Source organism: Acinetobacter nosocomialis NIPH 2119, from assembly GCF_000368085.1.
In the GTDB taxonomy this organism is placed as follows: Bacteria; Pseudomonadota; Gammaproteobacteria; order Pseudomonadales; family Moraxellaceae; genus Acinetobacter; species Acinetobacter nosocomialis.
The window spans coordinates 3,688,836-3,709,141 of record NZ_KB849239.1 but is presented as its reverse complement, the minus strand read 5'-3'; the positions used below and the strand labels follow the sequence as shown (position 1 = coordinate 3,709,141).

Genomic DNA, 20,306 nt, shown 5'->3' with positions numbered 1-20,306 from the left:
TACAAATGAAAAAAAAGCAGAACGATTGTTCTGCTTTTTTTATCACGAAAATTAAATTTTACCGTGACACTGTTTATATTTTAAACCAGAACCACATGGACATGGTGCATTACGACTTTCTGGTACTGGGAACATTTGTTGTTCACCAGCCGGCTCATTGAGTGCTTCTTGAGAGGCAGTCACTTCACCTGTTAAGCCATCTACATCGTCATGTTCAAAAGAAAGCTTCATCGACTCAGCTTGTTGCTGCTGTTGAGCTTCCATTTCTGCAAGTTCTTCTGGTGTTGGAATATGTACACGAGACAAATCAGTCACAACATCAGTTTTAATGACGCCTAACATGTTCACAAACAGGTTAAACGCTTCTTTTTTGTATTCCTGCTCGGGGTTCTTTTGCGCGTAGCCACGTAAGTGAATACCTTGGCGCAAATAATCCATTGCAGCTAAATGATCTTTCCAGTGGCGATCAAGAGAGTTTAGAACGAAATGACGCTCAAGCATTGCTGCTGACTCATCACCCATTTGCGCACGGCGTTGACGATAACGTTCGAGCACTTCATCACTAATACGCTCAACCAGACCTTCTTCATCAAGACGGCGGTCTTGTTCTAACCATTCCTGAACCGGAAGTTCAATACCTAAATCAATACGTAATGCATTTTCTAGACCTTCAATATCCCATTGGTCATGAATTGACTCAGGTGGAATAAAGTTGGCAATCATGGCTTGCATGACTTCACGATGCATCTCTTCAACGTAATCTTGTAAAGTATTTTCAGCTAACACTTCATCACGTTGTGAATAAATGATCTTACGTTGTTCATTATTCACATCATCGTATTTCAATAAGTTCTTACGGATATCGAAGTTACGTGCTTCAACTTTACGCTGAGCATTTTCGATAGAGCGACTTACCATTTTGTGTTCAATCGCTTCATTTTCTTGTAAGCCCATTGCACGCATCATGGCAACAACACGGTCACCTGCGAAAATACGCATGAGGTCATCTTCAAGAGATAAATAGAAACGAGAAACACCAGGGTCACCTTGACGGCCCGCACGACCACGCAGCTGGTTGTCAATACGACGTGATTCATGGCGTTCAGAACCAATAATGTGCAAACCACCTGCTTGCAATACATCTTCGTGGTCCTGCTCCCACTGTGCTTTTAGACGTGCTTCATCTTCTGCTGTTGGGTTTTCAAGCTTGGCAAGTTTCGCTTTCCAGTTACCCCCCAAGATAATATCTGTACCACGACCAGCCATGTTGGTTGCAATTGTTACTGCATTCGGGCTACCCGCCTGAGCAATAATGTCTGCTTCACGCTCGTGCTGTTTAGCGTTCAACACTTCATGGTGAATACCAGCTTGCATCAACTTAGAAGATAGAATTTCACTGGCTTCAATGGTTGCTGTACCAATTAGAATCGGTGCAACACCTTGCTCACGAATATTCATAATTTCTTGAATAATCGCATTATATTTGCCGTTACGGTTTAAATAGATTAAATCGTTTTGGTCATTACGAATCATTGGACGATGTGTCGGAATAATAACAACATCAAGACCATAAATTTCCTTCATTTCCGCAGCTTCAGTATCAGCAGTACCTGTCATACCTGAAAGCTTTTTATAAAGACGGAAATAGTTCTGGAATGTAGTTGTCGCTAATGTCTGGTTTTCAGGCTGAATTTCCAAACCTTCTTTTGCTTCAACTGCTTGGTGCAGACCCTCTGACCAACGACGACCCGGCATTGTACGGCCAGTATGCTCATCAACAATGATGACTTCACCATCATGAATAATATAATGAACGTCACGTTGGAATAAGAAATGCGCACGAATAGCTGCAGATACATGGTGAACAAGGTTTAGGTTTGTTGCCGAATATAAGCTTTCGCCTTCAGCCAACAAGCCCATTTGAATAAGTTCTTGCTCTACAGTTTCATAACCGATTTCAGTCATTTCAACTGAACGTTGCTTTTCATCAATCCAGAAATGCCCACCATCCGCAACTTTTTCTTCTTTTTGCGGGCGTAGTTTTGGTGGAATTGTATTGATTGCCGTATAGAGATGTGAAGAGTCTTCACTTTGACCAGAAATAATTAATGGGGTACGCGCTTCATCAATTAAGATTGAGTCAACTTCATCGATAATGGCATAGTGCAAGCCACGTTGTTTCTTTTCTGCTAAAGAAAACACCATGTTGTCACGTAAGTAGTCAAAACCAAATTCGTTATTGGTCCCATAAGTAATGTCAGCAAGATAAGCCGCTGCTTTTTCTGACGGTTCTTGCATTGAATAAATTGTACCAATGCTTAAACCTAAAAACTCAAATAATGGACGGTTTAACTCAGCGTCACGCTGTGCCAAGTAATCGTTCACGGTAATCACATGAACGCCTTCGCCACTTAATGCGTTTAAGTAACACGCCAAAGTACCCATAAGGGTTTTACCTTCACCGGTACGCATTTCGGCAATTTTGCCTTCGTGGAGAGTAATACCACCAATCAATTGCACATCGTAGTGACGCATGCCCATCACACGTTTTGCTGCCTCACGACAAACTGCAAACGCTTCAGGGAGTAACTTATCTAAACTTTCGCCATTGTTATAACGTTGTTTGAATTCTGGAGTTTTTGCAGATAAGTCTGCATCGCTTAAAGCTGATATCGTCGGCTCGAGCGCATTGATTTGCTCAACAATTTTGCGCATGCGTTTGAGTTCACGCTCATTTTTTGTACCGAAGATACCTCCGATCAGACTTGCCAACATGGATAAACTCTCTAAATCTTGCTTGGTCAAATGAATAAATTTTTTCTCAGTCGTTTATTATGGTGTCAGAAATTTGAAGTACAAGGGGTTTGCACAAAACCCATAAAAAAAATCTGATAGTTAGATAAACGGTTTTACCCTTTATCTAAGCCCCTTTAATGCATCTGGCACCTAAAACTCAACATTAACGCTTATCTATTGAACACAACTTCCGAGAAATCTAATTTAGCAAATTTATCTTAAAGTTACATTGATTCAGGCCATAAATTAACGAGTTTTAGTCATATATATTTACACTTATATAAAAAGTTCATAATAAAATACAAAAACAATAATTTTAATAATAAATAAATTGCGGCATAGTCATTTCAACATATAACAAATTTTAAGCAACTGAGGAAAGATCATGACATTACGATTAGGAGACACTGCCCCTGATTTTCAACAAGAATCAAGCGAAGGCACAATTAATTTTTATGATTTTTTAGGTAATAGTTGGGGTATTTTATTCTCGCATCCCGCTGACTATACCCCTGTATGTACAACAGAATTAGGCTATACAGCGAAATTAAAAGATGAATTTGAAAAACGTAATGTTAAAGCGATTGCCCTATCTGTAGATGACGTGGAGTCGCATAAAGGCTGGATTAATGACATTAATGAAACTCAAAATACTACAGTTAATTTTCCAATTATTGCCGACAAAGACCGCAAAGTATCTGAACTCTATGGTTTTATTCATCCGAATGCCAGTGAAACCCTTACTGTTCGTTCTTTAGTGATTATTGACCCAAATAAAAAAGTTCGTTTAATCATCACCTACCCTGCTTCGACTGGTCGTAACTTTAATGAAGTCTTACGTGTTGTTGACTCATTACAATTAACCGATAAGCATAAAGTGGCTACACCAGCGAACTGGCAACAAGGTGAAGATGTGGTCATTGTTCCTTCTTTAAAAGATGAAGAGGAAATTAAACAACGCTTCCCTAAAGGTTATACTGCGGTGAAACCTTATTTACGCCTTACACCACAGCCTGAGCAAGATTAAAGCCTTTAAAAAAGGCTTTAATCGAAGCGTAAGATAAGCGAAGCGCGTAGGCAAACATTTGAAAATTTGACTACAAGACAAACGCAATGCGTAGGCAAGCATCTGAAAGGTTCCCTGCAAGACAAACGCAGTGCGTAGGCAAGTGTCTGAAAGGTTCCCTGCAAAACAAGCGAAGCGCATAGGTAGACATTTGAAAAGTTGCCTAAAAAACCAATAAAGCGCGCAATCAATAATGAGAAAAAGCAAAGAAAACTAACTAAAGCTCATAAACGAATATTTCCATCTCCAAGCCATCTCATCCGATGGCTTTTTTTTGCATTATTGAATATACATGGTTTTTACTGTCGAGATCAGTTATAACTCCCAAGGAGTTTGTGCAAAAAACAAAAATCATGATCCATAAAATTCATCATTTGAAATGCGGCAGTATGTGTCCTGTCTGCGCACCATTATTTGGGCAGAAAGGCTGGAAAGCTGACGTTGTATGCCATTGTCTTTTGGTCGAAACTGATCGAGGCCTTGTGCTCATTGATACCGGATTTGGTCTGCAAGACTATTTACACATGCAACAGCGCCTTGGCTCTTTAGTCAAACGTTTGGGGAAAATTGAGCCGAATCTTGAATTCAGCGCGATTCAGCAAATACAAAAATTAGGATTTCATCCTAAAGATGTACAACACATCTTTGTGACTCACCTCGACTTTGACCATGCAGGTGGCATTTCGGATTTTCCTCATGCCACAGTTCATGTGTTAGCCGCTGAATATAATGCTGCACAATTGCCTAATTTTAAAGGTAAGCTTCGTTATAGAACCAATCAATATAATCATCATCGATACTGGAATTTTGTTGAATATCAGCAGGGTGAAAAATGGTTTAATCTTGAAAAAGTCAAAGGTTTCCCGTTATTCCAAGACGAAATTTTAATGGTGCCATTATTAGGCCATTCCGCAGGACATTGTGGTATTGCCATCAAACAGCAAAATCAGTGGTTATTGTTCTGCGGAGATGCTTACTACTCACACCTAGAGTTAAATCCTAAAAATAAATTAAGATCGCTGACCCTTCTGGAAAAAACATTTGCAGAAGACAATGAAAAGCGTCTTGTTAACCTGAAAAAAATACAGCATTTGGCTCAACATGAGCCAACGATTGAAATTATTTGTGCCCATGATCCTCATGAGCTTCGACGGTATCAAACATGAAAAAACTCTCCCTCATTGCTTTTGTTCTGTGTTTAAACCTACAAGGATGTATGCAACATGAAAGCATTGCACATGAGCATAGACCCAAAGATTGGGGAACTTTAGTTTCTCAAACCCATAATTTCTATCAAGTGAGTAATGATGTTTTTCGTAGCGAACAACCAAATGCAGCAATGATTCCCGAGTTAAAGCACCATCAAATTGGAACTATTATTAATTTAAGAGCTAAAGACTCAGATGAATTAGTATTTAAAAATGAAAATTTTAATCTTGTTCACATTCCTATCGACACATGGGCTATTAACAGACAAGATCTATTAAAAGTCATGCAGCAAATTAAAATTGCCAAACAAAATCACCAACGTGTTTTATTACACTGTTACCATGGTTCAGACCGTACCGGTGCCAGCGTTGCAATGTACCGAATTATTTTTGAAGATTGGACAATTGATGATGCTGTTAAAGAAATGAAACAAGGTGGATATGGTTACCATATTATTTGGAAAAATATTGACCGTTTATTCACCCCTGAAAATGTAAAATGGATTCAACAACAATTGTCGAATCCATCTTAACTAGATCTTGAATAAACTTATGATCAGATTAGCGCTGATCTAATGGCACCCAATCAATCACCCAAGCTGACTTCATGTTTAAACTGGAGTCAGAGGTAATTTTCTTACGAGCTGCATCTGCAGTATCACGGTCTTTTGCTGGTCCAACCATAATGCGAATACCTTTACTGGTTGGGCTTGTCGTGACCTTATAACCTTTAGCGCGTAGTTTAGAAACAACAGCATCTGCATTTGCCTGATTAGCAGCCAATGCAACCTGTACCATCCATTTCTTATCGCCATTTTCAAGCAATTCACGCGCTTTCTCAGCTTCAGCTTTTTTCTCTGCTTCAGCTTTATGTTTAGCTTCTGCTGTTTTCTTTTCTGCTTCAGCATGTTTCTTAGCTTCAGCTTTCTTTTCCGCCTCAGCTTGATGTTTAGCTTCTTCAGCCTTTTTCTCTGCTTCAGCCTTATGCTTTTTAGCTTCAGCAGCTTTCTTTTCTGCCTCGGCTTGTTTCTTAGCTTCTGCTGCTTTTTTATCAGCTTCGGCCTGACGCTTTGCCTCAGCGGCTTTTTTGTCGGCTTCTGCTTGCTTCTTCGCTTCAGCAGCTTTTTTATCTGCATCTGCTTTAGCTGTATCTACTGGCTTTTTTGTATCAGTCTGCTGTCCTTTTGTCTTACCTTCACCACCTGCAACTTCAGGAGGGATATTATCTGAACTTTCCTGCGCAGCAGCACGGCGTGCATTAATCGCAGCATATTCTGCAGCGGCTTTACGCGCTGCATCTGCTTCTGCTTGTTGTTGCATTGCCAAGAACTGAGCAGCACGAGCTTCTTGTTCCGCGACAGCTTTTTCACGGGAACGGCGTTGTTCTTCCAGAAGACGTTTCTCTGTTTCCACATCTACTGCAAGCGGCTGTAGCTGTACCATCTGCCCTTCTTGTGCGGATGGCTTTGGCTTAGCTTGTGGCTTCGGTGATGTAGAGGTTTGTGGTTCAGCGCCCACATGTTTTATTTCTTCATTTCCTTTTAGAAGTAATGCTGCCAATAAAACACCACCACCTAATAAAACAACGCCACCCATCCAGCGTTGTTTGTTATTCATTGACATTCTTCCAAATACTCCCAAATCGCTTCTAAAGTATGAAACGAACCACAGGCTAAAATCAGCTGATTGTTATTTGTCTGCTCAAGCGCTGATTTAAAAGCCTCTTTGATATTGCAAAATTGTTGTATTGTCTGGCCTTGTAGGGCGTCATTCAATTGCTGAATCGGTGCAGCACGCGGCACATTCAACTCAGCAATTTTCCAATGTAAAACAGTAGGTTTCAATAAATCGACTACTGATTTTATATCTTTATCTGCCAGCATTGAAAATACTGCGACAACTTCTGTGTACTGTTTATTGTATTCTAAGAAATTTCGCAATTGCTTTAACAAAAATTCAACACCATGTGGATTGTGTCCAGCATCGAAAATTATGGTTTTTCCATTGACTTGACGCACTTCAAAGCGTCCTGCCAAGCGAGCATTTCCAATGCCCTTCTCTAGCGCCGATTGTGAGATTTCAAGTCCGCTATTTAAGACAGCAGCAACTGCTCCTGCAATATTTTCAATTGCAAGTGACCCTAGTGGCAGTTTTAAAGTAGTTCCTTCACTTGCAAAATACCAGTGTTTTCCATCATTTGCGAGTTTATAGAAATAGTCTCTGTTAATCGCGTATAGTGTCGCTTTTGAACTATTGGCTTTTTCTTGAATGGCTTGAGGTAAAACTTGCTCACCTGCAAAAATGACTGGAATATCAGGGCGAATGATACCTGCTTTTTCAAAAGCAATTTTCTCGATGGTATCGCCTAACCAGTCAGTGTGGTCAAGTCCAATATTGGTGATCACAGCAATATTAGGGTCAATGACATTGACGACATCCAGACGTCCGCCTAAACCGACTTCAAGCACCCATACATCGCATTGTTGCTGTTTAAAAATGACAAAAGCAGCCAAAGTGGTTGCTTCAAAAAACGATAAGCTTAAATCGCAATCGCGACGAGCCTGATCAACTTGTACAAAAGCATCAATCAGGCTTTGATCATCAACCTCGACTCCACCTAATTTGACTCGTTCGTTAAACCGATAGATATGCGGCGATTGATACAACCCAACTTTATAACCTTGTGCTTTTAATATAGACGCAAGTGTTGTTGTAGTTGAACCTTTCCCGTTTGTTCCGGCAACAGTGAAAACTTTAGCAGTGGGTTTTGTCACTCCTAATTTTTCTGCTACGGGAATAACACGTTCCAGACCAAGATCGATCCCTGTAACGTGAACATGGCTCCAATAATTGAGCCATGTATCTAAAGAGTCTGTTGAAAGTGGAGCTTGTTGTTTCAAGGTAAGTTCATCAATTTCGATACAAGTCGAGATACAGTATCACGTAAAGCATGACGATGAACAATCTGATCGATTACACCATGATCAAGCAAATATTCAGCACGTTGGAACGGTTCTTCCAATGTTTCACGTACAGTTTGCTCAATTACACGTTTACCAGCAAAGCCGATCATTGCTTTAGGTTCTGCAATATGGATATCGCCCAACATTGCTAAAGAAGCAGTTACACCACCATAAACTGGGTGTGTTAACACTACGATATAAGGTAAACCTGCATCTTTTAATTTTTGAATTGCAGCAGAAGTACGCGCCATTTGCATAAGTGACAACATACCTTCTTGCATGCGTGCACCACCAGAAGCTGCAAAGCAGATTAAAGGTTGGCGTTTTTCAATTGCAAGCTCAGCCGCCTTAACAAAACGGTCACCTACTACAGTACCCATTGAGCCACCCATAAAGTCGAACTCAAAAGCACATGCAATCATGTCTACGCCATTTAAGTTTCCTTGCATAGCAATGAGGGCTTCCGTTTCACCAGTTTTAGTTTGCGCTTCACGCATACGTTCCGGATACGGTTTGCTATCGACAAACTTTAAAGGATCTTTCGCGCTAAATTCTTGACCTAATTCAGCTACAACATTGTCGAAGAACCAGTTTAAGCGATCGCGAGCTTTCATTTTTAAGTGTTCGTCACACTGTGGACATACATACGCATTGAAAGATATAGCTGTACGTGTCACTAAAGCATGACATTCAGGGCACTCAATAGTCGGCTCAGTAAATGTTGCTTTGAGAGTCTGTTGCTCATCTGCAACTTCAATACCTGGAACTGGACGCTGTGTCCATGGCGTCGAAGGGCTAAGAACTTTCCCTGATTTCACTTCTTGATTCATACTAACTCATCGAGCGCTGCTCGAAGCTCCTTGACTTTATTCACCGTCTGTTCAACAGCTTCATCAGCTGTTAACGTTGCAAAAGATTTAACGAAAGCACTACCTACAATCACGGCATCTGCAACGCTACCCATCGCTTTCGCTGATGCAGCATCACTAATTCCGAAACCAACGCCAACAGGAACGTTAGTTATACTTTTGATTTTTTCAATACGCGCAGCCGCTTCAGAAGTATCTAAAGTCGCTGCACCTGTTACACCCTTAAGTGAAACATAGTAGATAAAACCGCTTGCCTGATTTGCTACGTGTTGAATACGTTGATCAGTTGAAGTTGGTGCAAGTAAGAAAATTTGGTCCATATCATGCTGTTTTAAGATCGCACCAAATTCTTTTGACTCTTCTGGTGGTAAATCCACAAGTAATAAGCCATCTACACCACATTGTTTCGCATAAGAAACAAACTTCTCATAACCAATCACTTCAACAGGATTGAGATAACCCATCAAAACAACAGGTGTTTCTTGATCCTGTTCACGAAACTCTTTTACCATGTTCAATGCATCTAAGGTGTTCGTCCCTGCCGCAAGCGCGCGTTCCGCAGCAAGCGCAATAACCGGACCATCAGCCATCGGGTCTGAAAATGGTAAACCAAGCTCAAGAACGTCTACTCCTGCCGCAACCATTTTATGAAGTAACTGAACTGTTACTTGTGGCTGTGGATCACCCGCCATGACATAAGATACAAGCGCTTTACGTTGTTGGGACTGCAGCTTTTCAAAACGGGTGGCAAGACGTGACATAGGGTTGTGCTTTCCTTGAATTATTTAAAATTGAGGAGTTGTTTGTAGAAATACAAGAACACCGCATTTTAACGCTATTTTTTGCTCATTGAACAGGCCTAACGTTATGGCGATATTCGATTGTATGATTCATACAACCCATGGCGTACATTTATCAATATTTTGAAACTTTTCTCAATGATCAAAGCTTCCTATTTTTGAGCCATTATTCGTTTGCAATGTGAATAAAAAATCATCAAAAAATCTATTTCTCTGTATTTTTATGGGTGAGTTGCAATTGCTTTTTACGAGTTAATAATGTTTGCCCTGTTAAATTTTTATGTGCCCTCGCAAGTGCAGACTGATCGGAATAACCCAACTGGTCAGCAATCGCAGTAAGACTTTCATTTTGACTTAACAATATCTCGCAGCGCTTCATACGCTCAGTATCTAAAATTAATTTAAATGAAGTGTTTAATGCCTGTAGTTGACGCTGCAAGCTTCGTACTGAAACATTAAGTTCGATGGCAATATCTTCTATTTTTGGAGCCTGCTGCTTATGCTTTAAATATTCTTGTACGATCCAATGTATTTGCTGAACTAAATCGGTATGTATTTTCCGTTGAACCAAAGCTTCTTCAGCTTGTTTTACTAAAAGCTGCACTAAAGTCGGGTCTGCATGCTGGGGGCGAACATTTAAACTTTCACTTGCAAAAGTTAATGCATAGTACGGTCGGTCAAATGACAATTTGCACTGAAAGAAGCGTTGATAAAGAACCAATGGCCCCCGAGGTCGGTGTACAAATTCGACATGTTGTAAAAGAAAATCATGTAAGGGAGCAATCTCTTTAGCAAGCTGTACCATTGCGGCTAAGGTTAACTCACTAAGCACAATATTACTGTCATCAACCAAAGGCCAATATAAGCGAATTTTGGAAGCATCTTGCTCGATTTGTATAGGTACAACTTGCTCCCCATCTATTACTAGGCGATGAAATTTAGCAATATATTTAACCACTTGACCTAAGGTATCACTTCTGGAGGCCATATAACCCAACACGCCAAAATTGGCAGGTGTAATACAGGCTGCCATTTCTAAAGCCAAATTGGTCACTTGCAATCGAGATTCGGTTAGTTCTAAAAGCTCAGTAAAAAGATGTAAGGAGGACTGAGCATCAATAGAGGCAGATAAAATATTTTGTATTTGCCGAGTTTGAGTGTCATTTAAATTGAGTGACTGCCACGCTATTCCCTTTTCTTTTAAATACGTATTCCAAAGGTAAAAGTATCCATTTGAGATCGTAAACTCTTGCATGGCGTTTCCTTTTTTTACTGCCATATTGTCGCAAACTGTATAAAAATTGGCGATAACTGTCAAAACAAAGCCGACCATTCACGACATACTAATGAAAAGCTTAGTTGCGAGAAATACAAAGATGAACGCACATGTTTCTTATCAGGTCGAGCCAGTGGTTCGCAAAGATCTAGATTTTCATTTAAACGAAGCACCACGCTTTTGGTTTAATAACGATCCTTTTTTGACTCGCATGTTTGATGCACTCAGCTTAACCTTTCCCGACGGAGAGCGTTACTTCATTGAATGTGTGCGAATGTTCCGTGACAAAATTGATGATCCGGAACTACAAAAGCGAGTTGCAGATTTTATTAAACAAGAAGCTCAACATGGTATTGCCCATGACAAAATGAATCAGCTCATGAAAGAACAAGGTATGCCTGTGGATGAGTTCACAAGCACACTTAAAAAAATTTTCCGTTTTGAGCTCACCAAACGTTCACCACAATACAATATTGCAATGACGGCCGCGGCTGAACATTTAACAGCATTAATGGCAGAAACCTTTTATAACAATAAAAAAACCTTGGAAAATGCTCATCCTTACGTTCGCGCATTATTTGCATGGCATGCTATCGAAGAAATGGAGCATCGTGATGTGGCATTTGATGTCATGAGACAGGTGGGTGAAGTTCCAGAGTCAACCCGTCGCTTTGTACTTGTTTTAACAACTGTACTCATGTTTGGTTTTACCCTCTATAGAACCAACATCATGTTGAAATGTGATGGGTTTAGCCCTAAAGAAAGGTTATCGATGACACTCAAAGGTTTACCTTGGTTCTTTGGCAGAAATGGCACATTAACGGCTATGAAAAAGCAATATCTGGACTGGTTTAAAAAAGATTTTCACCCAAGCCAACATCCAGTTATTCGTCAGTACCCTGTTTGGATTGAGACTTTAGAAAAAACAAATGACCCTATCGCAGCGGGTGAGGCATTTTGGCAAGCAGGTTTATAACCTGCTTGTTACCATTTTGCATAATGTTGTTCTAATAGACCGTATTGCTCATTACAAGTAATCGTATCAATTGCTTCATGTTCAATAGTGCCAGTAATTTTAGCCTGCCACTGGTTGAATTGACTGCCAATCATTCTTAAATTTATATTTTCGTATCGGCACCAACCAATATGCACTTCTAGATTAAGTTTTCGATCTAAAGAGCTAATTTTCCATTTTTCATTATTTATTTTTTCGAACAAAACATCAGTGAGTGGAAATAAAACCCCATTTACCCATAAACAGTTTTCATTACCAAAACTTTCATTGACCCCAGAAGCCAAATTCAACCCAATACGTCGCCCCTGTTCATCCCAAAAATTACATGAAAGCCAGAACCATGCTGTCTCGGGACGTAAAAATCCACAAGTATCATCAAGCGATGCAAATGTCTTTTCATCAAATTGTATAAGTTGATTCTGTTTATTCATGAACATTCCCTCTACAGCTAAAGTAGTCTGCTTTTGGGTATAGGTCCAACCATTGATACCTGTTGGGGTACACAAACTTAAAATATCTGTTCCAGCACAAAAAATACGGGCACTCAGGCAAATTTCCCCATATTTAGTCACCCGAATATATCGCACACCATTAGCATGTTGAATATCTAGTTGATAAGGCGATTTAGAAAAATAACTTTGATTAAATAATGGCTGTTCATCAAGATGAGTTTTATGACCTAAAGGTTGAATGGCGTTCCACTCAATGACTTGTCCTGTTTCATGATCAAAAATATAGAAAAAACCATGTCCAACCCAACCAATATCTGCAATAGCTAGACCAATACTGTAGTGTTTATGCTGAATGCCACAGAATTTAAATTTTTTATACTTTAATTGCTTACGCCAGCCCTTTAAAACCTTACCATAAGGCGTTTTATAGATATAACGTTGTACATGAATAGTCGACGGTACAGATTCAAAACGCCCATAACGAGGCTGTCCATTTTCTTGAATTAAATCCATTATTTATTATCCGTTGATTTCCTGTTCATCTATTGACTAATAATAGACTGATCACTGACCAGTTGGCTACTTATCTGTTTTGGTCTTCAAATGACTTTTATTTAGCCATAAAAAAAGAGCATATTGATATGCTCTTTTTTCTGATATTCACTTAAATCTATATACGATAACTTAAACTCTTTGAGGGTCTATTTCAGTAGCTATGACCCACTCCATCAACAAAATCAAATTCAACTCTCGATTTAAGTGTAATTCAATTTCTAAAAGTTAAGCATCATCGTCACTTGCCTGTTCTGGCTCTGATTCTTGCTCGTTACTGTCCTGATTTTCCAATTTTTTCTCAGCGATTTTTGCTGCTTCATAGCCAGCAAAAGCACCAGCTGCTTTTTCTAGAAAACCTGCATCTGGATCTAATTTATCGACGCCTTGTTCCGCGATAATTGCACCAGCAATTTTACCTACTTCATCTAGAAGACCCATTTTGATTACTCCAAAGAGCTTATGTTGAGCTTCTAGTCTAAGCAGATGAATTGTAAATAGTGGTACAAAAAAGTTGCGATTTGAGCGAGCTATACATGAGATCAGCAACTTTTTATATTTTATTTTTGCCTTTAAGCTTTTTTTAAGAACAGTTAAAGAAGTAAATAAGTATTTTCCCAACGTGTTGGATTGAACTCACCTTGCACTAACTGTATATAACGACCCGCAATATGGTCAATAGGAATACAATCATCAATATCCACTACACGGTCAGTGTGTGGTTTATGCCACTCTTGATCTATAAACTGTTTACCTAATTGTTTTGCACTTACCCCATCAGGTGCAACAACCAAATGATAACTATGCAACTCACCAAAAGCTTGGGGTGTATATCCACCCAGATTAATCAAATATAACTTTAGATCTGAAGCTGATGGGGCTGCATCGGTAAACTGGATTTGATAGTTCTGCCCTTGAGAGCTAACCCCTGAAAGCTTGGCCCAAGCATCGATATGCAACCCTTGAGCCTCACCAAACCAAGCCTGTTTAAGTTGAGGGTAAACTTCTTCTAAAGTATCCCCTACAGCCATAACGATGTCATGGACTTCTGTATTGGCACGCGCATGACGGCCACCCAACATTACCATAAACAAACTTGGCATTTTTTCCTCTTACATCTCAACCATTTCTACGCCATCAATGCGTGCAACTGTCATTAAATCTTTATCGCCACGGCCTGAAACAGTCGCAATAATAATCTGATCTTTAGACATGGTTGGTGCAAGCTTAGATACATATGCCATAGCATGTGAGCTTTCAAGCGCAGGAATAATCCCTTCAATTTTGGTTAAGTCACGGAAACCTTGCAGCGCCTCAGTATCATTAATTGGCACGTATTCAACGCGCTTCATATCTTTTAAGAAGCTATGTTCAGGACCCACACCCGGATAGTCCAAACCTGCCGAGATACTATGTGTCTCGATAATTTGGCCTTGTGCATCACTCATGAGGTAAGTACGGTTACCATGCAATACGCCCACATGACCTGCATTTAAAGGCGCGGAGTGTTTACCAGTTTCAATACCGAAGCCAGCAGCCTCAACACCATACATTTTCACATTGGCATCGTTTAAGAACGGATAGAACAAGCCCATTGCATTTGAACCACCACCTACACATGCAACTAATGCATCTGGTAAGCGACCTGCTTGCTCCAAAATCTGTTTACGTGCTTCACGGCCAATAATCGACTGGAAATCACGAACGAGTTGAGGATAAGGATGCGGACCTGCAACTGTACCAATGACATAGTAAGTCGTATCAACGTTAGTTACCCAGTCACGCATTGCTTCATTCATGGCATCTTTAAGCGTTTTAGAGCCACTTTGTACAGGTACAACTGTTGCACCCAACAAACGCATACGGTAAACGTTCATGGCTTGACGTTTAACGTCTTCAGCACCCATATATACAACACACTCAAGACCTAAACGTGCTGCAATTGTTGCTGTTGCCACGCCATGCTGGCCTGCACCTGTCTCGGCAATAATACGTTTTTTACCAGAAAGCTTTGCAAGTAGTGCTTGACCAATCGTGTTGTTTACCTTGTGTGAGCCTGTATGGTTCAAGTCTTCACGTTTAAGGTAAATCTGCGCACCACCTAACTCTTTTGACCATCGCTCAGCATAATAAAGTGGACTAGGACGACCTACATAGTAGGCGAGGTCACGGTCGAATTCTGCCAGAAACTGTTCATCATTTTTCATGCGGGAATAGAGATTTTCTAAATCTTCTAATGCCGCCATTAAAGTTTCTGACACAAAACGTCCGCCATGGATACCGAAATGCCCATTTGCATCTGGGAATTGGGTATAGTCAATCACATTATTTTGCTGATCCACGTTGGACTCCTTGCATAAATCTTTCAATGAGTTGTTGGTCTTTTATACCTTTTGCGGACTCTACGCCTCCGCTCACATCTACTGCAAAAGCACCGGTAGTATGAATAGCGTCAATGACATTGTCAGGGGTTAAACCACCTGCCAAAATTAATGGAATATCAAGTTTCGGGAATTTAGACCAGTCAAACTGATGTCCTGTGCCCCCTTTAAGCTCAGGATGCCATGCATCGAGCAATACAGCACTGGCACCAGCTGCCTGATATTTTTGAATTTCAGCAACTACATCCAGATCAGGTTTAACCTGAATTGCTTTATACCAACGACGTTTACAATGGCGAGCGATGTCTTGGCATTGTTCTGGAGTTTCATCGCCATGTAGTTGTAATACATCTAGGGGAACACAATCAAGTACATCCTGAATTTCAGTGGCACTTGCATTAACAAACAAACCAACCATTTGTACATAAGGTGGAATAAGTTTTGCCAATTCTTCTGCCTGTTCAACTGTTACGTTTCGTGGACTTGGCGGAAAAAAAACAAAACCTATCGCATCTGCTCCAGCTGTGACCACTGCTTGAACATCTTGCTTACGAGTAATTCCACAAATTTTTGCTCGAGTACGCTTTTGGTTTGATGGGCTCATGATCTGCCTAAACTACAACCATTTTTTAAAATAAGTGTCATTGTAATGCAATTTTAGTCCCTTGCGTAAAAGTTCTCCGGGAATTGCTCGAAATGACATTGTAGGAAGCAATTCAGCACTTTATACTGCGTTCAAATGGAAGCAAGTGTAAGCAATTGATGCTTTAGGGAAGCTGGTGAAAGTCCGGCACTGCCCCCGCAACGGTAACAATGTAAAGCATATTTTTTAAGTCGAGATCGACTTACACCACTGCAGTGATGTGGGAAGGTGAATATGTCCATAAATGAATTATGGCGCTGAAGTCCGGAGACCTGCTTGTTTCATCTATCTACCCGATCATTCACGTGGGGTGAATGTATGGAGCATGTTATGTCTAAGTCTTTTCAACCTACTCGTCTGGTAGGTGCTATCGCTATTGCGATGGGGTGTTCGCCTATTATTTTTGCTGAAGATACAATAAACGCAACTCAGCTTGATCCAATTGTGGTAACTGCTTCTAAAAGTGCTGAAAAAGCAAGTGAAGTTCCGGCTCGTATTTCCGTGATTGATGAAAAAACCATTGAGCAGAATCCATTATTAAACGTTTCAGATATTATTCAACGTGACCCATCCATCTATGTAAAACAAAGCGGTGGTCTAGGTCAGATTTCTGAAATTTCGCTTCGTGGTACTAAATCAGTTCATACATTGGTTCTTAAAGATGGCGCTCGTTTAAATAGTCAAAATGAACTTGGTCCACTATATCCCGCATTTTTAGATACAACAGATGTTCAACAAATTGAAATATTAAAAGGTCCAGCATCAGTTCAGTATGGAAGTGATGCTATTGGCGGTGTAGTTCAGTTAATTTCTAAAAAACCTGAGAAAACAGGTGCTGAGCTAACGGGTATTTATGGTGAAAATAATACCTATAAGACTATTGTTAATGCCAATCTTGTAAGTGATCAAGGTTTCTATGCGCAACTAGGCGGACAGCGCTTAGAAAGTGATGGAACACGTATTTTTGAAAGCCAACCAGAAAATGAAAAGGCTGGATATGATCAAAAAGGTTATCACGCTAAAGTGGGCTTCTTTCAAGAAAACTTAATAGATGCTTCTGCTTCAATTAGTGAAAATAAAGGCACTAATATTTTCAGTAATGATTACATAACCAACACAGCACAGCGTCTATTCGAAAATCGAGTTATCAACACAAAAGTTGCTTATAATATTTTGCCTGATCTCATCATCAATGCACACTATGCAAATGTCCAAGATAAACAAAATGTTCCTGCTTACGACTCATATTACAATACTGAAAACAATGAAAGCGATCTAAACCTGAAATGGAAATTTACTCCAAATCAGAACATTTTGGTTGGTGCAACATATAACGATGCAAATTATAAAAGTAATACCATTCTTAACTCAGATAAGAGTGTAAATAGCACGGGATATTATTTACAGCATCAACTAAAGAATGATCTTTTTGACACCCAAGTTGGCGTTCGTTTAGAAGATAACCAGCGCTTTGGTACTCATACTGTTGGACAAGGTGCTATCCGTTATCACTTCTTACCTAATGCTAGTGTATATGCAAATATCGGTAGTGCTTTCAGGGCTCCGACCTTGAATGAACTATATTCACAATGGGGGGGTAATGAAAACTTAGCGCCAGAAAAAAGTACTTCTTATGAAATGGGTGTGAACTATGATCTTACTTCCAATGTGAGTACTAATTTTTCTGTTTATCATACAAAAATTAAAGATCTTATTGCCTACAATGCAGGCACTAATACAAATATAGCTAAGGCGAACTTTACTGGTGGCGAAGCTGGAGTAAAGTGGCATCAAGATGATCTGTTCTTATCTACTGAATATGCTTACGTAAAAACAGAAAATGAAAAAGACAATACAGAAATTGCTTATCGCCCTCGCCAGACTCTCACTGTAAGCACTGGTCTAGAAAATGCAGTGTATGGAATTAGTGCTTCGTTAATCGCTAGAGCTAAATCTTATGCAGATTCTACGAACTCTATGCGAGTACCAGGTTACGCAACAGTAGATTTAAATGCTTATTGGAACGTTATTCCTAACGTAAAATTATTTACCAATATTCAAAACGTAGGTGATGTTCAATATCGTGAAGTATTAAATACATATCCTTCAAATGACTGGTATGTTAATACAGGCCGCCAAGCTTCTGTTGGTGTAACTTTCCGCTATTAATTTTTCACCCTCATTATAAAAATATTTTCTTAACTCCAGTTTCGGGGTAATGTTCTGACCGACATTATCCCCTTTTTTATGTTCAGGATATCCATCATGGGACACCGTTTAAGCAAAATCTATACACGCACAGGCGATTCAGGTACCACAGGTTTAGGCGATGGCTCTCGTGTTGCCAAAGATGATTTACGAATTGCGGCACTTGGTGATGTCGATGAATTGAACGCCATTATTGGTGTACTGCGTGCACAAATCACAGCCAGCCAAGTGACTAATAAAGCAGAATGGGACAAAAGCCTGAGCTTGATCCAACATTGGCTTTTCGATTTAGGCGGCGAAGTTTGTATTCCCAATTACAATTTGCTTCAGCCCATTTGTATTGAATTTCTGGAAAAAGAAATTGATCGTATGAATGAAGATTTGCCTATGCTGAAAGAGTTTATTCTGCCATCTGGCTCTTTATCTTGCAGTTACGCTCATCAAGCGCGTGCTGTTTGCCGTCGTGCAGAACGATCACTTATGTCGGTACAGACTCGTGACCAAAATATTCAAGCCACAGCACTCCAACTTTTAAACCGCCTATCTGACTGGTTATTTGTCGCATCTCGTGCTTTACAACGTGCAGAAGGTGGACAAGAAGTGCTTTGGCAAAAAAATATTAATGAGATTATTTAAAAATAGACTAATTTAAGTATGGTCTCTGCTTTTGAAGAGACCATAACCAACAATAACTGAATAGAAGAAAATTATGCGCATTATTGGTCATCGTGGTGCACGCCGAGAAGCCCCTGAAAATACATTAGGCGGTTTTCAGCACATAAAAAATTTAGGTATTCGTGGTGTCGAATTTGATATTCGCCAGCTTCAGGACCAAGAACTGGTCGTTATTCATGATGATAATTTTTTACGTACAGCTGGAGTCAACCAAATTGTTGAGCAATCCACTTTGGCTCAAGCTTTATCATTTGATCATCGACAAAACTGGCCCAATTGGCCAAATTCAGAGCCAACCCCTACTCTTACAGGCGTTTTAAATTTACTTGATAACTTTGATCATATTGAAGTTGAGGTTAAAGCTGTCAGAGATATGGCATTTGCAGAAAAGTTAGTTCAAAAGCTTGAGTCTGAATTACAGGGGTATGAAAAAGTCGTGACTATTACAAGTTTCGATCTTCAAATTCTAACTGCCTTACGTGATATCAACTCTCAATTTAAACGCGGTTTGTTAGTTGAACTTCCGGTTGGAGCTACAGCGATTGAACTCGCTCATCAATTTGGTTGCTGTCATATTGGTTGGTATGACCAGCTTGCTACAGATGAAATGATTCAATTGTCTCACCAAGCAGGTTTAAACATTAGTGTCTGGACAGTAAATGATGTAGAAAGAGCGAAGAAGCTCCGTGATTTAGATATTCAGGGCTTAATTACAGATATTCCTACAACAATGCTCGAAACACTTTAAATGAAAAAAGGTGGTATTAACCACCTTTTATTTTTTCTCGGCCTGAATCAGGCGTTGTCCATTCTGATCAAGTAAATATAGGGTATTACCTACCAACTGGAAGCGTTGAATACGTTGTAAGGAATCAACTAGTTCTGCTTCTTGAGCCAAAGCACCATCACAACTTGAATGTCCCGCATTAACTTCCATATCAAGTTTCTTTTGGTTGAAATCAAATGTGTATCGTCCAAAAATACGGTTACATCCGGTATGGCCAGTTACAGTTTTGACTGCTGAGTTCAGTGAAAGAGTCGGCCATTGGTTAAAGAATTTTGCCTTATGACCATTAATCTGAGTGATTTGCCAATCAATATCTTGAACACCTTCCGGGCTCACTTTCTTTTTAACTACCGGAGTTTGTGCATGGTGTATGGGTTTTACATGGCCTTTTTGAACATTTTGTTGCGGCGCGCTTTGACATGCTGCCAATACAAGGCTGATTGCGATGAAAAGACATTTCAATGGCAATTTTCCTGCAATATCAATGCTATTCTTTTTTCTCAATCGCTGTATTTTCATTACACAACTTCTCCTATCTGAAATGTTGCCAAGCATGGTTTAATTCTGTTACGGTTCTTTCGATACATCTGTACAATAATGTTAGTGATTCTCACT

At 39.8% G+C, this 20,306-nt stretch carries 19 protein-coding genes and 1 riboswitch; of the genes, 7 read left to right on the top strand and 12 right to left on the bottom strand.

Annotated features, from left to right (window positions below; all coding sequences use genetic code 11):
- Positions 1-51: 51 nt before the first annotated feature.
- Positions 52-2,775 (bottom strand): preprotein translocase subunit SecA, encoded by a 2,724-nt coding sequence (secA, locus tag F984_RS21275; protein WP_004712017.1) that lies wholly within the window; start codon positions 2,773-2,775, stop codon positions 52-54.
- A gap of 406 nt (positions 2,776-3,181) precedes the next feature.
- On the opposite strand from secA, the gene F984_RS21270 reads away from it, so the two are divergent.
- The 3 genes from F984_RS21270 (at position 3,182) to F984_RS21260 (ending at position 5,603) form a co-directional block, all read left to right on the top strand.
- A complete protein-coding gene (locus tag F984_RS21270) occupies positions 3,182-3,823 on the top strand; it encodes a peroxiredoxin (protein WP_004712015.1) in 642 nt (213 codons plus the stop codon).
- Between the two features lie 392 nt (positions 3,824-4,215).
- Positions 4,216-5,028 (top strand): MBL fold metallo-hydrolase, encoded by an 813-nt coding sequence (locus tag F984_RS21265; protein ID WP_176563846.1) that lies wholly within the window; start codon positions 4,216-4,218, stop codon positions 5,026-5,028.
- Positions 5,025-5,603: a dual specificity protein phosphatase family protein gene (locus F984_RS21260; protein ID WP_004712009.1), complete on the top strand. Its 579-nt coding sequence runs from the start codon at positions 5,025-5,027 to the stop codon at positions 5,601-5,603. Before F984_RS21265 ends, F984_RS21260 begins: the two co-directional genes overlap by 4 nt.
- Positions 5,604-5,631: 28 nt before the next feature.
- Here F984_RS21260 and F984_RS21255 read toward each other — a convergent pair whose 3' ends face one another.
- The 5 genes from F984_RS21255 to F984_RS21235 all read right to left on the bottom strand — a co-directional run bounded on the left by F984_RS21255 (position 5,632) and on the right by F984_RS21235 (position 10,957).
- Complete coding sequence (locus F984_RS21255) at positions 5,632-6,693, bottom strand: SPOR domain-containing protein (RefSeq protein ID WP_004712006.1); 1,062 nt, start codon at positions 6,691-6,693, stop codon at positions 5,632-5,634.
- Positions 6,684-7,970: a bifunctional tetrahydrofolate synthase/dihydrofolate synthase gene (gene folC / locus F984_RS21250; protein WP_004712005.1), complete on the bottom strand. Its 1,287-nt coding sequence runs from the start codon at positions 7,968-7,970 to the stop codon at positions 6,684-6,686. Before folC ends, F984_RS21255 begins: the two co-directional genes overlap by 10 nt.
- Positions 7,967-8,863, bottom strand: coding sequence for an acetyl-CoA carboxylase, carboxyltransferase subunit beta (gene accD / locus F984_RS21245; RefSeq protein ID WP_002051365.1), 897 nt, complete (start codon positions 8,861-8,863; stop codon positions 7,967-7,969). The genes folC and accD overlap by 4 nt, the downstream gene beginning before the upstream one ends.
- Positions 8,860-9,663 carry a tryptophan synthase subunit alpha gene (gene trpA, locus F984_RS21240; RefSeq protein ID WP_004712002.1) on the bottom strand — a complete coding sequence of 268 codons (804 nt, stop codon included), beginning with the start codon at positions 9,661-9,663 and terminating at the stop codon, positions 8,860-8,862. The genes accD and trpA overlap by 4 nt, the downstream gene beginning before the upstream one ends.
- A 244-nt stretch (positions 9,664-9,907) precedes the next feature.
- A complete protein-coding gene (locus F984_RS21235; protein ID WP_004712001.1) occupies positions 9,908-10,957 on the bottom strand; it encodes an AraC family transcriptional regulator in 1,050 nt (349 codons plus the stop codon).
- A 121-nt stretch (positions 10,958-11,078) separates the two neighbouring features.
- Between F984_RS21235 and F984_RS21230 the strand changes: the two genes are divergently transcribed.
- Positions 11,079-11,954, top strand: a complete 876-nt coding sequence (locus F984_RS21230; protein ID WP_004711998.1) for a metal-dependent hydrolase — start codon at positions 11,079-11,081, stop codon at positions 11,952-11,954.
- Between the two features lie 8 nt (positions 11,955-11,962).
- On the opposite strand, the gene F984_RS21225 is transcribed toward F984_RS21230, so the two are convergent.
- From F984_RS21225 to F984_RS21205, 5 genes are all read right to left on the bottom strand, one after another.
- Positions 11,963-12,958 (bottom strand): DUF2804 domain-containing protein, encoded by a 996-nt coding sequence (locus tag F984_RS21225; RefSeq protein ID WP_004711995.1) that lies wholly within the window; start codon positions 12,956-12,958, stop codon positions 11,963-11,965.
- 267 nt (positions 12,959-13,225) lie between these two features.
- Positions 13,226-13,438, bottom strand: a complete 213-nt coding sequence (locus tag F984_RS21220) for a hypothetical protein (protein ID WP_002051387.1) — start codon at positions 13,436-13,438, stop codon at positions 13,226-13,228.
- Positions 13,439-13,590: 152 nt separating this feature from the next.
- Positions 13,591-14,100 carry a DUF1543 domain-containing protein gene (locus F984_RS21215; RefSeq protein WP_004711993.1) on the bottom strand — a complete coding sequence of 170 codons (510 nt, stop codon included), beginning with the start codon at positions 14,098-14,100 and terminating at the stop codon, positions 13,591-13,593.
- A gap of 9 nt (positions 14,101-14,109) precedes the next feature.
- Positions 14,110-15,339, bottom strand: a complete 1,230-nt coding sequence (gene trpB / locus F984_RS21210) for a tryptophan synthase subunit beta (protein WP_004711992.1) — start codon at positions 15,337-15,339, stop codon at positions 14,110-14,112.
- Positions 15,323-15,982, bottom strand: coding sequence for a phosphoribosylanthranilate isomerase (locus F984_RS21205; RefSeq protein WP_004711989.1), 660 nt, complete (start codon positions 15,980-15,982; stop codon positions 15,323-15,325). The genes trpB and F984_RS21205 overlap by 17 nt, the downstream gene beginning before the upstream one ends.
- 126 nt (positions 15,983-16,108) lie before the next feature.
- A riboswitch (cobalamin riboswitch) is annotated at positions 16,109-16,315 on the top strand.
- 24 nt (positions 16,316-16,339) lie between these two features.
- Here F984_RS21205 and F984_RS21200 point away from each other — a divergent pair.
- The 3 genes from F984_RS21200 (at position 16,340) to F984_RS21190 (ending at position 19,652) form a co-directional block, all read left to right on the top strand.
- Positions 16,340-18,190: a TonB-dependent receptor plug domain-containing protein gene (locus F984_RS21200; protein WP_080631589.1), complete on the top strand. Its 1,851-nt coding sequence runs from the start codon at positions 16,340-16,342 to the stop codon at positions 18,188-18,190.
- Positions 18,191-18,286: 96 nt separating this feature from the next.
- Positions 18,287-18,865 carry a cob(I)yrinic acid a,c-diamide adenosyltransferase gene (locus F984_RS21195; RefSeq protein ID WP_002051539.1) on the top strand — a complete coding sequence of 193 codons (579 nt, stop codon included), beginning with the start codon at positions 18,287-18,289 and terminating at the stop codon, positions 18,863-18,865.
- Positions 18,866-18,938: 73 nt separating this feature from the next.
- Positions 18,939-19,652, top strand: coding sequence for a glycerophosphodiester phosphodiesterase (locus F984_RS21190; protein ID WP_004711985.1), 714 nt, complete (start codon positions 18,939-18,941; stop codon positions 19,650-19,652).
- A 27-nt stretch (positions 19,653-19,679) separates the two neighbouring features.
- On the opposite strand, the gene F984_RS21185 is transcribed toward F984_RS21190, so the two are convergent.
- Positions 19,680-20,210 (bottom strand): META domain-containing protein, encoded by a 531-nt coding sequence (locus tag F984_RS21185; RefSeq protein ID WP_002051369.1) that lies wholly within the window; start codon positions 20,208-20,210, stop codon positions 19,680-19,682.
- Positions 20,211-20,306: the final 96 nt, after the last annotated feature.

Coding starts and splice junctions, on each gene's coding strand:
- F984_RS21220 (WP_002051387.1), bottom strand. CDS start 13,438: ATGGGTCTTCTAGATGAAGTAGGTAAAATTGCTGGTGCAATTATCGCG.
- F984_RS21235 (WP_004712001.1), bottom strand. CDS start 10,957: ATGCAAGAGTTTACGATCTCAAATGGATACTTTTACCTTTGGAATACG.
- F984_RS21265 (WP_176563846.1), top strand. CDS start 4,216: ATGATCCATAAAATTCATCATTTGAAATGCGGCAGTATGTGTCCTGTC.
- F984_RS21185 (WP_002051369.1), bottom strand. CDS start 20,210: ATGAAAATACAGCGATTGAGAAAAAAGAATAGCATTGATATTGCAGGA.
- trpA (WP_004712002.1), bottom strand. CDS start 9,663: ATGTCACGTCTTGCCACCCGTTTTGAAAAGCTGCAGTCCCAACAACGT.
- F984_RS21215 (WP_004711993.1), bottom strand. CDS start 14,100: ATGCCAAGTTTGTTTATGGTAATGTTGGGTGGCCGTCATGCGCGTGCC.
- accD (WP_002051365.1), bottom strand. CDS start 8,863: ATGAATCAAGAAGTGAAATCAGGGAAAGTTCTTAGCCCTTCGACGCCA.
- F984_RS21270 (WP_004712015.1), top strand. CDS start 3,182: ATGACATTACGATTAGGAGACACTGCCCCTGATTTTCAACAAGAATCA.
- F984_RS21200 (WP_080631589.1), top strand. CDS start 16,340: ATGGAGCATGTTATGTCTAAGTCTTTTCAACCTACTCGTCTGGTAGGT.
- F984_RS21230 (WP_004711998.1), top strand. CDS start 11,079: ATGAACGCACATGTTTCTTATCAGGTCGAGCCAGTGGTTCGCAAAGAT.
- F984_RS21190 (WP_004711985.1), top strand. CDS start 18,939: ATGCGCATTATTGGTCATCGTGGTGCACGCCGAGAAGCCCCTGAAAAT.
- F984_RS21260 (WP_004712009.1), top strand. CDS start 5,025: ATGAAAAAACTCTCCCTCATTGCTTTTGTTCTGTGTTTAAACCTACAA.
- F984_RS21255 (WP_004712006.1), bottom strand. CDS start 6,693: ATGTCAATGAATAACAAACAACGCTGGATGGGTGGCGTTGTTTTATTA.
- F984_RS21195 (WP_002051539.1), top strand. CDS start 18,287: ATGGGACACCGTTTAAGCAAAATCTATACACGCACAGGCGATTCAGGT.
- F984_RS21225 (WP_004711995.1), bottom strand. CDS start 12,958: ATGGATTTAATTCAAGAAAATGGACAGCCTCGTTATGGGCGTTTTGAA.
- secA (WP_004712017.1), bottom strand. CDS start 2,775: ATGTTGGCAAGTCTGATCGGAGGTATCTTCGGTACAAAAAATGAGCGT.
- F984_RS21205 (WP_004711989.1), bottom strand. CDS start 15,982: ATGAGCCCATCAAACCAAAAGCGTACTCGAGCAAAAATTTGTGGAATT.